The organism is uncultured Chitinophaga sp., from assembly GCF_937898475.1.
GTDB lineage: Bacteria > Bacteroidota > Bacteroidia > Chitinophagales > Chitinophagaceae > Chitinophaga.
Window position 1 is genome coordinate 173,831 of the sequence record NZ_CALEJS010000032.1, and the last position, 14,701, is coordinate 188,531.

General features: G+C 46.1%; 17 protein-coding genes. 11 read left to right on the forward strand and 6 right to left on the reverse strand.

The genetic code is table 11. The annotated features are described in order from the left end of the window. Positions 1-11: 11 nt before the first annotated feature. The 4 genes from Q0577_RS20310 to mutY form a co-directional block, all read right to left on the reverse strand. Positions 12-596, reverse strand: a complete 585-nt coding sequence (locus Q0577_RS20310) for a hypothetical protein (RefSeq protein WP_298739551.1) — start codon at positions 594-596, stop codon at positions 12-14. A 30-nt stretch (positions 597-626) separates the two neighbouring features. Next, the gene (gene gldE / locus Q0577_RS20315) at positions 627-1,940 is read right to left on the reverse strand and encodes a gliding motility-associated protein GldE (protein WP_298739552.1); all 1,314 of its coding nucleotides are present in this window, start codon (positions 1,938-1,940) and stop codon (positions 627-629) included. Between the two features lie 204 nt (positions 1,941-2,144). Further along, on the reverse strand, positions 2,145-2,597 hold the full coding sequence (locus Q0577_RS20320; RefSeq protein WP_298739555.1) for a single-stranded DNA-binding protein: 453 nt from the start codon (positions 2,595-2,597) through the stop codon (positions 2,145-2,147). 97 nt (positions 2,598-2,694) lie between these two features. Continuing rightward, complete coding sequence (gene mutY / locus Q0577_RS20325) at positions 2,695-3,759, reverse strand: A/G-specific adenine glycosylase (RefSeq protein ID WP_298739557.1); 1,065 nt, start codon at positions 3,757-3,759, stop codon at positions 2,695-2,697. A gap of 371 nt (positions 3,760-4,130) precedes the next feature. Between mutY and Q0577_RS20330 the strand changes: the two genes are divergently transcribed. From Q0577_RS20330 to Q0577_RS20340, 4 genes are all read left to right on the forward strand, one after another. Beyond that, positions 4,131-4,418 carry an HU family DNA-binding protein gene (locus tag Q0577_RS20330; protein ID WP_029464490.1) on the forward strand — a complete coding sequence of 96 codons (288 nt, stop codon included), beginning with the start codon at positions 4,131-4,133 and terminating at the stop codon, positions 4,416-4,418. 24 nt (positions 4,419-4,442) lie between these two features. After that, entirely contained in the window at positions 4,443-5,291 is an 849-nt protein-coding gene (locus Q0577_RS20335) for a tetratricopeptide repeat protein (RefSeq protein WP_298739559.1), read from the forward strand. Between the two features lie 36 nt (positions 5,292-5,327). Beyond that, positions 5,328-5,423, forward strand: coding sequence for an AURKAIP1/COX24 domain-containing protein (locus Q0577_RS27260; RefSeq protein WP_223233134.1), 96 nt, complete (start codon positions 5,328-5,330; stop codon positions 5,421-5,423). Between the two features lie 349 nt (positions 5,424-5,772). After that, positions 5,773-7,323: an Rne/Rng family ribonuclease gene (locus Q0577_RS20340; RefSeq protein ID WP_298739562.1), complete on the forward strand. Its 1,551-nt coding sequence runs from the start codon at positions 5,773-5,775 to the stop codon at positions 7,321-7,323. Between the two features lie 98 nt (positions 7,324-7,421). Here the strand turns inward: Q0577_RS20340 and Q0577_RS20345 are convergent, their stop codons facing one another. Then, positions 7,422-7,742 carry a cupin domain-containing protein gene (locus Q0577_RS20345; protein ID WP_298739564.1) on the reverse strand — a complete coding sequence of 107 codons (321 nt, stop codon included), beginning with the start codon at positions 7,740-7,742 and terminating at the stop codon, positions 7,422-7,424. 112 nt (positions 7,743-7,854) lie between these two features. Here Q0577_RS20345 and Q0577_RS20350 point away from each other — a divergent pair, with 112 nt between their 5' ends. Then, the gene (locus Q0577_RS20350) at positions 7,855-9,489 is read left to right on the forward strand and encodes a L,D-transpeptidase family protein (protein WP_298739566.1); all 1,635 of its coding nucleotides are present in this window, start codon (positions 7,855-7,857) and stop codon (positions 9,487-9,489) included. 95 nt (positions 9,490-9,584) lie between these two features. Here Q0577_RS20350 and Q0577_RS20355 read toward each other — a convergent pair whose 3' ends face one another. Further along, positions 9,585-9,965: a RidA family protein gene (locus Q0577_RS20355; protein WP_298739569.1), complete on the reverse strand. Its 381-nt coding sequence runs from the start codon at positions 9,963-9,965 to the stop codon at positions 9,585-9,587. Between the two features lie 70 nt (positions 9,966-10,035). On the opposite strand from Q0577_RS20355, the gene Q0577_RS20360 reads away from it, so the two are divergent. The 6 genes from Q0577_RS20360 to Q0577_RS20385 all read left to right on the forward strand — a co-directional run bounded on the left by Q0577_RS20360 (position 10,036) and on the right by Q0577_RS20385 (position 14,609). Beyond that, positions 10,036-10,713 carry a 3-hydroxyacyl-CoA dehydrogenase family protein gene (locus Q0577_RS20360; protein ID WP_298739571.1) on the forward strand — a complete coding sequence of 226 codons (678 nt, stop codon included), beginning with the start codon at positions 10,036-10,038 and terminating at the stop codon, positions 10,711-10,713. Continuing rightward, positions 10,704-11,399 carry a tRNA (adenosine(37)-N6)-threonylcarbamoyltransferase complex dimerization subunit type 1 TsaB gene (gene tsaB / locus Q0577_RS20365; RefSeq protein WP_298739573.1) on the forward strand — a complete coding sequence of 232 codons (696 nt, stop codon included), beginning with the start codon at positions 10,704-10,706 and terminating at the stop codon, positions 11,397-11,399. Before Q0577_RS20360 ends, tsaB begins: the two co-directional genes overlap by 10 nt. A 258-nt stretch (positions 11,400-11,657) precedes the next feature. Continuing rightward, positions 11,658-12,017 (forward strand): metalloregulator ArsR/SmtB family transcription factor, encoded by a 360-nt coding sequence (locus Q0577_RS20370; RefSeq protein ID WP_073084462.1) that lies wholly within the window; start codon positions 11,658-11,660, stop codon positions 12,015-12,017. Positions 12,018-12,210: 193 nt separating this feature from the next. Further along, positions 12,211-13,614 (forward strand): MBL fold metallo-hydrolase, encoded by a 1,404-nt coding sequence (locus Q0577_RS20375; RefSeq protein WP_298739576.1) that lies wholly within the window; start codon positions 12,211-12,213, stop codon positions 13,612-13,614. Between the two features lie 107 nt (positions 13,615-13,721). Further along, positions 13,722-14,207 carry a BON domain-containing protein gene (locus Q0577_RS20380; RefSeq protein ID WP_298739579.1) on the forward strand — a complete coding sequence of 162 codons (486 nt, stop codon included), beginning with the start codon at positions 13,722-13,724 and terminating at the stop codon, positions 14,205-14,207. Positions 14,208-14,225: 18 nt separating this feature from the next. Next, entirely contained in the window at positions 14,226-14,609 is a 384-nt protein-coding gene (locus Q0577_RS20385) for a LysM peptidoglycan-binding domain-containing protein (RefSeq protein ID WP_298739582.1), read from the forward strand. The last annotated feature ends 92 nt before the right edge of the window (positions 14,610-14,701 follow it).

The window sequence follows — 14,701 nt, forward strand, 5'->3', positions numbered from 1 at the left end:
GCTAACAGCTTTTATCTCCAACGTAAGGTCTCTACCAGGTGGAGCATATCTTCCTGGAGGAACTTGTGTACCGGTGCGAGGGAGTCTGCATTGGGGGTAGCGTCGAAGTAGAGCGCTCCGCGGATGAAGTGATGGCCCGAGTCTGTAGCAAAAAACTGCTTGGCGCTGGCTGCGTTACCACCTACTTCGTAGAACAGGCCGCTTACGCCGTTTGGGGTATGGATATCTTTTTCATCAATATAATCTGCCTTGTAGGTGTGTTTGTAAGTCATTTTAAAAGCATCGTTCACAAGCTTTTCCAGGGTGTTGCTATGTTTCCCGATCTCTTTGTAGCTCATGTAGATCTTGCCGTTGAGAGAGGGAAATTCTACATTGATCCAGTATGGGTTTTCGGGCGTTTCGCCAAAGAAGCTACTGTCGCGGGTAATATTGGCATATACAGGATATTCGAAGGTATAGGGGTACCCGGGCTTATCAAAAACGCGGTATTCTCTTGCCGGGAAACTGATGTTGAAATAGCCCCGGGGTTTGGGTGTATATACCTCTTCGCAGGCGGTGGCGCCCAATATTATACAGAGTAAAAGAAAGTACCTCATTTTACGGTTTTAGATAATCAGATAACAGGTTTAGCCGGCTGCAATGCCTTCATCCTGGCGGATAATGACCTGTACCTTTTGAATACGCATCTTGCTAACTTCCAGTACGGTGAAGTCAAAATTCCCGTAATTAATAACGCTGTTCTCTTCCGGAAATTTTCCGGCCAGCTCCAGGATAAGTCCGCCGATCGAATCACTTTCGCCTTTTACATGTTCAAAAGTGTCTGGCGGTACGTTCATGATGCGGCAAACATCATTCAGCATGGTTTTGCCTTCAAAAACATAGGTAAAGTTGTCTACTTTGCTGTAGTTGAACTCTTCCTCGTCAAATTCATCTTTAATATCGCCAATTACTTCTTCCATGATATCTTCCAGGGTAACGATACCGCTGGTGCCGCCAAACTCATCTACCACTACGGCAAAATGCATGCGGCGGGTCTGGAATTCAGTGAGGAGGTCTTCAATCAGTTTATGGCCGTGAACAAAAAATGGCTGGCGCATTACTTCATGCCAGTCAAAGGTATTGCCTTTGCCCAGGTGCGGCAGCAGGTCTTTGGTATGAATCACGCCAACGATATTATCGAGGTTGCCTTTGTAAACGGGCAGGCGGGAGTAGTGGAGGTCTGCCACCTGTTTGGCTACCTGTTCAAAGCCGCTGTCGTATTCCAGGCCGGACACGTCGAGGCGGGTGCGCATGATCTGTTTAACGGTGATGTTGCCGAACTTCAGGATGCCTTTCAGGATGTTTTTTTCTTCCTGGGAGGCGGTTGGATCAACGCTCATCTCGATGGCCTGATCAATTTCCTGGTAGTTCACGTGTCCGCTCTGGCGGTGAAAGAGGCGGTCTTCTATACTGTTGCTGAGGTTTACGAAGAAATCGCTGATTGGTTCCAGGGTAGCATGAATGATACTGACAAACCAGGCAAAATAGGTGGCAAAGCGTATGTTGTTCTGGGCGGCCCATACCCTGGGCAGTACTTGTCCGAAAAATAGCAGAATAAAGCTGATGAAGGCGATCCTTACCAGGAGGGAAACCACTGGCAGGGTTTGCAGGTCTTCCATCTGGGTGATGAGGTAATTGGTGACCATGATAAAGGCCACGCCCAGCAGGATGCTGGCGATCTGAAGGGAGGCAAGCAGTGATTTAGGCTTTTCAAGCAGCTTGGTAATGAGTTTACCGCTGGTATTCTGGCGTGTTTTCAGTACGTTCAGGTCCTTATAGTTAAGGGTGAAGAAGGCTACCTCTGCACCTGATACTATAAATGCCAATAATAATAATATAAATATTACCAGCAGGTATATAACCACGTTTGGTGTGGCGATTGGCGCATTGGTGGCTTGCAAAAGGAATGGTTTACCGGATAAAATGCTTGCCGAATGGATATCCAAGTTGTTAACTTTTAATCAAAAATAAGGGGAAAGAAATTCTGGCTTATGATCGTCGAATCGCTTTCCCTTATGCAAATATAAGGGAATGTCCCAATTTGGGACTATCAGTAAAAATACTAATAATTTTTCATGGATAACGGAGCTGCGCCTGTATCAGATTTAAAAAGGCAGGTCGTCTGCCGGTTCGCTCATGGAAGGAGGTATTTCGTTGGGGAAATTTTCGCCGGTGGAGCTACCTGTGTTGCTATGGTGGATAGCGTGTTCTGCATTGTTCATGTCCATACGCTTATCAAGCATTACCAGGTTATCACCCACCACTTCCGTGGCAAATTTCTTATTGCCTTCTTTGTCTTCCCAGCTACGGGTACGCAGGCGGCCTTCTATATATACCAGGCTGCCTTTGTGCAGGTATTTTTGTGCCAGTTCTGCCAGTCCGCGCCACAGTACTACTGTATGCCATTCTGTTTGGGAAATGAGCTTGCCTGCCCTATCCTTGAATGTTTCTGTAGTCGCCAATGAGAATTTAGCTACTGCGATATTGCCTTCCAAAAATTGTACATCCGGATCCCTACCTAAGTTGCCAATCAGGATTACTTTATTAACACCTCTCATAGTTGTAGGATTTAATCTATTGATGAAATGTTCTTCTTATAAACAACCTCTTTAAAGTTAATATTTTTTTACAATCAGCGCAGAAATTTTTATCGCGCTAAAACAATCCCAGGGACTTATTTTCAAGGAAATCGGTGATTGTTTTCGGAAAGGCATAATTGTTCAGCCGGTTAATGGGTACAGCCATATAATTTGTTATAGCAGGCTTTTTTGCTGCAGATAACAACAGGAACTGGCTATGTATAGTTTGATGGGTAAGCTGCTGTTTAAAAGCGGGAGATATACCCTGTACGGTATAAAATACATCCTGCAGCAGCGCTTTGAAGCCGGAGGAAGCCTGCAGTTCCTGTACGGTGATGGGGGAGGGTGTTTCCAGCAATATGAATTCGTGCAGGTTTTGCCATATATCATTGCCGGTACGTTTGCGGATAAACACCTGGCCTTTGTAATCCAATACTATATAATAGAAGTATCGTTTTTTTATGACGAGTTTTTTGGACTTTACGGGAAGCAGGGCAACAATCTGCTGCCGGAGTGCCACACATTTTTTTGACAGGGGGCATTGCGGGCAAAGCGGCTGTTGCGGTTTGCATATTGAGGCCCCGAAATCCATAATGCTCTGGTTATAAACGGCAGACTGGCCGGCGGGCAGCAGCTCCTGCGCCAGCGCTGCAAATTCTTTTTTGCCGGCGGTACTGTCTACCGGCGTGTCAATTCCAAAATAGCGGGAAAGCACCCGGAAAACGTTGCCGTCCAGCACAGCATGGTGGCTGTTAAAGGCAAAGGACGCGATGGCTGCGGCGGTGTAGGGACCAACGCCTTTGAGCGACTGTATTGCTTCGTAAGTATCCGGGAAGCGGCCCTGATAGCTTTGTACCACCTGCCGGGCGGCCGCCAGCATATTTTTACAACGGGCATAATAGCCCAGTCCCTGCCAGAGGCGGAATACAGCTTCATCCGGCGCGGCGGCAAGATCCTGTATGGTGGGGTAGGTAGTAATAAAGCGTTCGTAATAAGGCTGGCCCTGTTCTACCCGGGTTTGCTGGAGAATGATCTCCGAAAGCCAGATACGGTAGGGATCTTTGATCCCTTTCCAGGGCATGGTACGGCTATTGTGTTGATGGTTCCATTCCAGCAGCTGCGTTGTAAAAAACATTTTCATGCGCTGCAAATATAGGAGGCGGGGGCTGATGAGAAAACGGCTGGGGAGATATAATTATAAATAACAGGCCGGAGACAAAAAAATAATCTGATATGAATATTATTTTTTGTATATTCGTTACTCAATGGTTTTGTGAAATTTTCCATTTCACGCTCCACCATTCATAAAAGGTGTTACGCAGTGAGTATGAAACCTTTTCTGGCCGGTACTTTGCATGATATTTGAGAACATCGAAACCAATTCAATATAAGCATGTTGTAAAGATTGGCAAGGGTGGTATGAGGAAAAAAGATAAAATTTATCTTACTTAAAACCAGTAATTATAATTTTTTTAAATATTTTTGAGAAATAAGTAATCCTCCGCTTCAATTATGAGAAAAGCTGACTTGATAAACAACATTGCTGAAAAAACCGGCATCCCCAAAGTAGATGTGTTAGTAACACTCGAGGCCATGTTTAAGGAGGTCAAAGAAGCGCTGGCAAATGGCGAGCACATTTACATCCGGGGTTTTGGTAGTTTCATCACAAAAAAGAGAGCCGCCAAGATTGGCCGTAACATTAAGAAGAATGTAGCTGTGGAGATACCGGAGCACTACATTCCTGCTTTCAAACCTTCTAAAGAATTTGTTGCTGAAGTAAAGAAGCTCAAAAGTTCTTAATTTTGCTGCCTAATAAATTTAGGCATGCAAAAATCGCAAGTTCTCCTGGTAGGTACTGCTGTAGCATTACTGATTGTATTGCTGGCCTTTGGTCGTACCATACCGCGGCCTGAAAAGGGTCAGAAAGCAATGCCAACTGCCGCTTCTATGTCCAGCGGACAGGACGTACAACCTATTTCATTCAGTGACCTGCTCTCATCTGCCAAGAAAAAGATCCCTGCCGAAAAGCTTTTGCTGATCAACTCCTGGGAGAATAAAGTGGTAAGAGGTGATGTAAAGAACCAGCAAATAGCTGCTTATAAGGCATTGTACGCCACCTGGGACAGTCTTAACCAGTTACCCGTTGCCGCCTATTACCTGGGCCAGGCAGCTAAGTTGGAAAATTCCGAAAAAAGCCTCACCTTTGCAGCCAATTTATTTTTGGAGCACCTGCAGCATGCCCCGGAGCCGGGAATCATGAAGTGGGAGGCTCAACAGGCTATTGAGCTCCTGGATCAGGCAATCACACTCAATCCCGGCAACGATTCGCTCAAGATACAACAGGCGCTGGTGTATATGAACACCGGCGAACCCATGACAGGGGTCCAGAAGTTGAGAGCAGTTGTGGCAGAACACCCTGATAATGTGGAAGCACAGGTTACGCTAGCTAACCTGGCCATTACATCAGGGCAGTATGATAAAGCAATAGAACGGTTGGAAGCCTTGCTTCCCAGACATCCGGAAGAGGCCAAGATCTATTTCGTGCTGGCCGAAGCCTACAGAAGCAAGGGTGACGTGAAGAAAGCAGTGGATTTATTCCAGAAATGTAAGGAACTATTAAAGGATCCGGCACTCAAGGCAGAAATAGACGGTTATATTAAAAGCATTCAATAATATTTTATTTTCAAACATTTAAAAACTTATTAAAGTATGCCTTGCGGTAAGAAAAGAAAAAGACATAAAATTGCCACTCACAAGCGTAAGAAAAGGTTAAGAAAAAACCGGCATAAGAAAAATAAGAAATAAGTATTTCTCCTGTTTCCCGCCATTTATACTAAACAGGTATATTGCTACGCGTGGTCAGATAAGATTTTCATATAGCCTGCATGATTCCGGCAATCATTATTATTGTGAATTGCTCTCAATTTGTTAAATTGCCAAGGTCATGCAGGTAATTTCCACCAGATCCCGCAACAGCATTTCCCGGACATCGCCTGCAGATCACTAAACCCTTAAGCAATCCATCATCACGTATGTGACGAATTAGCTGATTGTGTTGTACAGTTAGCGATTTTTGGTATGTGGGTAGTTGTAAAACACAGCCCGCATCACCCATGAATGAAGGTGAAGTTATAATGGTAAAAATTTTGGACGCTTGAATAAGGAACTTATTATAAATGCGGCACCGACTGGTGTGGAGATAGCGTTGCTGGAGGATAAGAAGTTGGTGGAGTTGCATCATGAGAGCGGCAATCCCAATTTTGCAGTAGGGGACTTGTACCTGGGAAAAGTTAAAAAGCTGATCCCGGGCCTTAATGCAGCTTTTGTAGATGTTGGCTTTGAGAAAGATGCCTTTTTACACTACACCGACCTTAGCCCTTATATCCGGTCCATCCTCAAATTCACCCAGCTTGCTATCTCTGATAAATCCCCCGAAGGATTTGACTTTACAAAATTTAAGAACGAACCGGAAATTGTAAAGACCGGCAAGATCACGGATGTATTAGGAGGTAAGCCCAATATCCTGGTGCAGATATTAAAAGAGCCCATCTCTTCAAAAGGCCCACGCCTGAGCTGCGAGATATCTCTTCCCGGAAGGTTTATAGTGTTAACACCCTTCAACGATATTGTAGCGGTATCTAAAAAGATACATTCTTCCGAAGAAAGAAAACGCCTGCAGAAAATAGTAGAGGCTATCAAAACACCTAATTTCGGTGTTATTGTACGTACCGCCGCAGAAGGCAAGAAAACGGCAGAGCTGCATGAGGACCTGACCACGCTGGTAGAAACATGGAAAAATATCCAGACCAACCTCCGCAGCGCACAACCTCCTCAGAAAATACTCAGCGAACAGGCCAAAACCACCAGCATTCTCCGCGACCTGCTCAATGAAAGCTTTAACCGTATAGTCATTAATGACAAGAACATTTATTCTGATACCAGGGCTTATATTCAGAAAATAGCTCCTGAAAAACAGGATATTGTTACTTATTACCATAATGGCGCTCCCATTTTTGATCACTATGGCATTACCCGGCAGGTGAAAGCCTCCTTTGGTAAAACGGTGAACCTTGACAGCGGCGTGTACCTCATTATCGAGGCGACCGAGGCCCTGCATGTGATCGATGTGAACAGCGGGTACAAAAGCTCCAGCAATAACCAGGAACAGAACGCCCTGGCCAGCAACCTGGAAGCGGCAGCGGAAATTGCCCGGCAATTACGCCTGCGCGACCTTGGCGGCATCATCATTATCGACTTCATTGATATGAAGCTGCCGGAAAACAAGAAGGTGGTGTATGAAGCGATGGAAAAGTTTATGGCCCAGGACCGGGCTAAACATACCATCCTGCCGATCTCCAAATTCGGCTTGATGCAGATCACCCGTCAGCGTGTAAAGCCGGAAGTGACCATTTCAGTAGCGGAAGACTGTCCCTCCTGCAAAGGCACCGGCAAAATAGGCGCATCCGTGCTGATCATTGATGAAATAGAAAAGAACCTGCAGTACCTGATCAATCACCAACATAAAGGTCTTACCATCAGGGTGCACCCCATTTTAAGCGCTTTCCTCACAAAAGGCTTCCTGACCAGCCGCCAGTGGAAATGGTATTTTCAGTTCCGCAAATGGATCAGGGTAAAAGCAGACACCAATTACCATCTTACAGAGTATCGCTTCTTTGACGCAAGCGACGAAGAAATTAAACTATAAAATTCTTTAGGGTTCAAGGGTTTGAAAGTTTGAGCGTTTGAATGTTTGAGATTGTCTCCATACAAACATGCAACGCTCAAATTCTTAAACCCTTATTTTTATCTGTAGTCTTCCCGTACCGGACAGAAAGTATCTATGATACGGCAGTCTGTAATAGCCTTCCCGCCGTGCAGTGTGTTGGAGGGTATGATCAGTGTATCGTGCTGGTGCAGGGTGTACACCTCTTCTCCCAGCTGCATTTCAAAAGTGCCCTCGGCAATGTAGGTGATCTGTTCATGCACATGCTGATGGAGGGGAGATACCGAGCCGGCCGTGATCTCCCAAAAGGCCAGGGTGCTTTTTTCTCCGTGTATGAAACGCCCGGTGTGGCCTGGTACAGTAAGGCGGCCGGGAATGTCGTGTAGCGCTTTGGGTGGCATGGCAAACTTATTTAAGGTAAAATTTGTTTAAAAATAGGTGGATGGGGCCATTTTACCAAAAAGTCAGCAGCCCCCGTCATTGTTGGAACCATAATAAATCCCCCTTACGTTTATGCAGCTACGAAAAATAAGCGCTCTGCTGTTGTTGTTATTGTTATTGAATGCGGCCTGCCACCGGGGCCAGAAAGCAGGTCCCCCGCTTGTGAGGGATACCAGCCATTATACAAAAGAAGAGTACATAGACCGGGTGCTGGACAGCACTGCGTTGGACAGTTTTCTGCAGCAGGATACCGCCTACCGTAGCTATGCCGACCTGATGAAGAATTTTTACCGGCAGAGAAATTACCACTATGCCTGGGTATCCGGCGATGGCAGGCTTACCGAGCAGGCAGGCAACTTCCTGAATATGACGCAGCTGGACAGCAACGCTGTACGTGCATCGCTGCAGCAGCTGTACGATAAGATAGCGCAGGACAGCGGCAGGGTTACTGCGGCAGATATGTCCAGGGTGGAAATGATGCTCACCGGCCAGTTCTTCGATTATGGCAGCAAAGAATGGGGAGGTATGACCTCAGACACTGCCAAAGACCTGGAATGGTTCATACCACGTAAGAAGCTGGATATGGAAAGTTTGCTGGACTCACTGGTACAGCGTCCCGGTAATACGTTTGAAGAGCCGGTGAACAGGTATTATATCTTGCTCCGGAATGCATTGAAAAAGCTTGATGATATGGACAAGAGCGGTCGCTGGGATTCTATCTATGCGGATAAAAAGATCTATAAGAAAGGAGATACAGCAGCCGTGATCACGCAGGTAAAGCACCGGCTGCATACCTGGGGCGACCTGCCGGTGGCGGATACCAGCTCGTTGTTCACGCCCGCTCTCGATACTGCTATACGTAATTTCCAGGAACGTATGGGCCTTACCGTGAACGGTACTATACAACAGCCGGTATTAAACGCACTGAATGTGCCGTTGCAGAAACGTATACAGCAGGTACTGCTGAATATGGAACGCATGCGCTGGGTACCGGTAGAACCAGGCGATAACTATTTACTCGTAAATATCCCTGAGTTTAAGCTGCACGTATACGAAGGCGGTAAGCTGGCCTGGAGCTGCAATGTAGTTGTAGGTAAACCAGGCGCCAGCACCGTTATTTTTACAAGGATCATGAAGTTTGTAGTATTCAGTCCTTACTGGAACGTGCCGCCCGGCATACTGGCCAACGAGGTGTTGCCGGCAGTGAAACGTAACCGGGCCTATTTAACAAGGCAGAATATGGAGGTGGTAAATGCCAGCGGCAAGGAGATCCCCGCGGGCAGTATTAACTGGAGCAGATATTCCGGTTCCAGTTTCCCGTATATCATCCGGCAGAAACCTGGGCGCTCCAATGCCTTGGGTAAGGTAAAGTTCCTGTTCCCGAACGAATATAACATCTATCTGCATGACACTCCTTCGCGCTACCTGTTTGGAGAAACGAAACGCTCTTTCAGTCATGGATGTATACGGGTAGCAGAACCCAAACGCCTGGCAGAATGGTTACTGCGGAACGATCCTGCCTGGAATTCGGAAAAAATTGAGAAGGCTATGAACGGCAATAAGGAAGTATATGTATCCCTGAAAGTCCAGGTACCCGTGTTCATAGGCTACTTCACCGCATTTGTGAACAGTAAGGGACAACTCAATTTCCGCGACGATGTTTATGGCCACGACAAACGGTTGGCTGCGCAGCTTTTTAGTAATTAATTATGCAGAATGAATAATTAATAATTGTGAAACCTGCCATTCATTCAGGTCACACGTACTGTAAGTATTGTTAATTATTCATTGTTAATTATTAATTATTTGCAGGCAATAACCGATATCTCCACATTAACGCCTTTGGGCAGCGCAGACACCTGTACCGTTTCACGGGCAGGGAAATGACTACTAAAATACTTGCCGTAGATCTCATTGATCTGGGAAAAATTATTCATATCTGTAATGAAGATGGTGGCCTTTACTACGTCATTAAAGTCCATTCCCGCTTCAGACAGTATATGTTTCAGGTTCTGCATCACCTGGTGCGTTTCAGCAACGATATCTTCCTTTACCAGCTGATTGGTATCAGGGTGCAGTGCTATCTGCCCGGATACAAACAACATATTGCCGGCTTTCACAGCCTGGTTATACGGGCCGATGGGCTCCGGCGCCTGTTTGGTATTGATGATCTGTTTTTCCATATGTGTAAAAGTAAATAAATCCCAAATTCAGGATTTGGAATTTGTCCGTAGGTTTGCAGAAATTTCAGCTATGAACATCCTGGTAGTAGGAGATGCCGCACGTTACAAAGAGCTGCAGCAAAAAGGACTGGAAGGCCACCGGTTGCATTGGGTGCAAAACCCGGATGAAGTATCTTTGCCCGGCCGTTTTGACCTGGTGATAGACCTGATACTGGACGACGAGCCCGCACATGCCGCAGTTTATGCCAGGACTCCGGAAGTACCGGTATGGGGAAGCATGGCAAAATCTTCGCTGGCCGAACTGATGCACCAGCACGCTTTCAGCCAGGGCTTTAACATTGTTGCCTGCAACTGGCTACCCGGTTTTATTAACCGGCCGCTTACGGAAATGGCTATATTGGACGAAGCGCAGCAGGAAGGGATTGAGCGCCTGATGCAGCAACTGGGCTGGTCTTACTCCCTGGTGCAGGATGCAGTAGGCCTGGTCACTCCACGGGTGGTGTGCATGATCATCAATGAAGCTTATTTTACTGCCGAAGAGGGTACCGCTTCCAGGCAGGACATTGATACTGCCATGCGACTGGGTACCAACTATCCTTACGGGCCTTTTGAGTGGGCGAAAAGGATAGGTATTAAACATGTATTTGATGTATTAACTGCGGTATATAAAGCAACGGGAGATGAGCGTTATCGCGTTAGCGCGCTCCTGGAGGAAGAATCGCAAAAAACAGCGAACGGTTGGCATTAATATTAAATATAGACACTGCTACAGCTATCGGATCTGTGGCACTGGCAAAGGATGGCGTTGTATTACAAACGCTGACAAATGACAAGGAGCGTGACCATGCTGCTACCTTAACTTTGTTCATACAGGAAATCTTTAATACACAAGGTATCACGCCTGCACAGCTGGACGCTGTTGCTGTAAGCGGAGGGCCGGGTTCCTACACCGGGCTTCGTGTAGGTGTGGCCACCGCCAAAGGATTGTGTTATGCCTGGAACAGACCGCTGATCGGTATTTCTACTCTCCAAATGATGGCACAGGGCCTTAGTGCTGCATTACAGGATCAGCATGCATTGTATTGCCCGCTGCTGGATGCGCGCCGTATGGAGGTGTATACAGCCGTATATGACGCAGGACTTGCCCCGGTGATCGAACCTAAAGCACTCATATTAACTGCGGATGCTTTTAATGAATGGTTAGGTAAAAACAAGATGTATTTTTTCGGCGACGGTAGTACGAAGTGGGAGCAACTGCTGGGACCTCAAGCTAACGCTGTTTTTGCGCCTTACCGTATCAGCGCGGAACATATGATACCCTTAACGGAAGCGGCTTTCCGCGAAAACCTGTTTGAAGATCTTGCATATTTCAGTCCCTTTTACCTGAAACCATTTTATACCCCCACACAAGGGAGAAATGACAAAAAAAGTTGATTTTGCCTCCTGCTTTCCACATTTACCCCTGAATTCCCTACTACTATCGTTGTAAATTGTCATAAAACTGTCAAATTGCGCTTTATTTGCAGATAGGGCCGGTTATATATGAAAAAATAAGGTATAGAAGTTTTTTTTATTGTGACAAATATTATAATTTTGTATAAATCGATACCCGGTACTGTTTTCTAACAGGTGTGGGTTTGAAACTGTCCGTTGATCCCTTTCATTTCATCATTTTTAAAAAACTATTATGCGATGGAAAAAACATTATTAACGACCTCTTCTAATACTCTTATTATTTCTAGAGGTAACAATGAAAAAGACCAAATCAAATTGGATTACATTGCCGTTAAAAAGGCGGCTATGGTATTGCGTGCAATTAACCATAAGCTGCGCCAGCAGATGATCAAGCTGCTGGAAGATCATAAGAAAATGACTGTAACTGAGATTTACGTAAAGCTTCGTCTGGAGCAGTCCGTAGCATCTCAGCACCTCGCGATACTACGCAGGGCGGGCATTGTAATTACAGAGAGAGATGGTAAATTTATCCACTATACTATCAACAAGCAGCGTATTGCTGAAGTGGCAAAGTTTGTGGAAGAGCTGGTAGGTTAATTGTAAAAAAGTAGCCCCCACCAGTAATCATATTGAAGTATCCCGCCCGCAGGCGGGATACTTTTTTATTGGCGCCAGCCTGACTATAACTTTATTTTTTCATTCATCAATCAGCCGGATGTTAAAATAAACTAATGACTATGCCTTTTCTGTAAACGCGCAAACCTTCGTATTTTTGCGTAAATCAAAAACCATGTTCATTAAGCAATTATATACCAATTGTCTTTCTGAGGCTGCATACTTTATTGCATCCGCAGGAGAGGCAGCGGTGATTGACCCCGTAAGGGACATTGATGTTTATCTTGACCTGGCTAAAGAGCACAACGTTACCATCAAATACATTTTTGAAACCCACTTTCATGCAGACTTTGTGTCAGGGCACCTGGACCTCGCTGCTGCCACCAGGGCGTCTATTGTATATGGTCCTAATGCAGAAACAGAGTTCCCTGTGTACCTGGCTGCAGACGGTGAGCGTTTCAAAATAGGCGGCCTGACACTGGAAGTGTTACATACTCCGGGGCATACACTGGAATCATCCTGCTATTTACTGTACGATGAGAGTGGAAAGCCACACAGTGTATTTACCGGCGATACCCTTTTTGTAGGCGATGTAGGTCGCCCGGATCTGTTCAGCGGCAATCTTGGCAAGGAAGAACTGGCCGGCCTGCTGTTTGATTCGCTGAACACGAAAATTAAATCCCTGCCGGATGATGTGATCGTTTATCCTGCACACGGCCCTGGCTCTGCCTGTGGTAAGAATCTTGGCCCTGATACGTACAGCACTATCGGAGATGAAAAGCGCAGCAACTATGCACTGCTGGCAGCAGATAAAGATACCTTTATACAACAGGTAACCACTGATCTGGCGGCTCCGCCTTCTTATTTCCCGGTAAATGCCAAGATCAATAAAGAAGGTTATGATGCTTTGAAGGCCGTGATGGAGAAAAGCCTGCGTCCGCTCAGCATTGCCACCTTCAAGGAAAAGATGGCGGCAGAAGTGCTGATACTGGACACACGTATGGCTAATGAGTTTGCAGAAGGCTTTGTGCCCGGTTCCATAAATATCGGGCTGGAAGGCCGGTTTGCAGAATGGGCCGGCAGTCTGTTGCCATTTGACCAGGAAATTATACTGGTTACTGCACCGGGAAAGGAAGAAGAAACAATTGTACGCCTGGCCCGTGTAGGTTTTGATAACGTTAGCGGCTACCTGGAAGGTGGTTACGAAGCCTGGATTGCCGCCGGCGAACAAAGAGACCTGATCATTACGGTAGAAGCAGATGAGCTGGCGATGGACCTGCCCCATGATGAGAACCTCGTAGTGGTAGATGTGCGCAAACCGGCTGAATTTGCAGACGGACATGTTAAAGGCGCCATTAACCTGAACCTGAGCGAGATGACAGATCCGGGCACTATGGCAGATTTTGATGATCTTCATAACCTGTATGTACATTGCCAGGGCGGTTACCGTAGTATTATAGCCTGCTCACTGCTCAAAAGAGAAGGCATTCACAACCTGCGTAATGTAGCAGGGGGCTTTGCAAAGATTAAGGAAGAGAAGGGTATTGAGATTGTACAGGAAAAGAACGTACTGAACTGATTACAATACATAAAATGCTATAAAAAGCGGATGTGCAAAAGCACATCCGCTTTTGTTTTTAAACAAAGCCTTTGTCTGGGTTGTTATTGTAAGAAATTCATTTAACCATGAGCTACAGATCTTTATTATTAGCCTGTCTTATGTTTACAGGCGTTTGTTTGTTTGCATGCAAACCCAACGACAGTAAACTGCAGCAGGCCGTAAATGAAAAACTGACCGCTACACCCGGAGTCTCTGCTACTGTTCAGGATGGTGTGGCAACCCTGAGCGGTGACGTATCAGACGAAACGGCCAAACAAACTGCGGAGGACGCCGCCAAAAATGTAAAAGGCATTAAGTCTGTTGTTAATAACATCAACGTACAGGTGCCCCTGCCCCCTCCTCCACCGGTTGCCATGAACCCGGATGATATGCTGAAGAAATCGCTGGATTCTTCCTTCAGCGCAGCGGGCTACTCGGGAGTAACTGTCAGCGTATCTAATGGGGAAGTGACACTGGAAGGCACCGCTAAGAAGAGCGACCTGCGTAAGATTATGCAAACGGCGCAGGAAGCAAAGCCTAAGAAAGTAAAGAATAACCTCAAATTGCAATAAGCTCTAAAAATCACTACTATGAGCGCACTACAGGATAAATATAAAGCACTGATAGACCAGGCAAATGCTGCCGGTCTGAGTAACCTGCAGATTACCGAGCAGGATAATGTACTATATATCACCGGCGCTGCGCCCTCTGAGGAGGTGAAACAAAAGTTGTGGGACACATATGAGCAGCTGGATCCTGAATTCCGCTCGGCAGATGCCAGGCTGGATATCAGTGTATCCGGTGGCGGAGGGGGAGAACAAGTTTACGAAGTAAAATCAGGGGACAGTCTGAGTAAGATAGCAAAGAATTACCCTGGATTAACCTGGCAGCAGATCTATGAGGCTAATAAAGACCAGATCAAGGACCCAAACCTTATACATCCGGGGCAGAAGCTGAAAATACCATCTAATTAATTATACGGAGGTGTTGAATGCTGATGTGCCAGGTTGCGGAGACTGTAAAATAAACTGTGTCAAAGGTTAAAAAATTAAGACCTTTAACACAG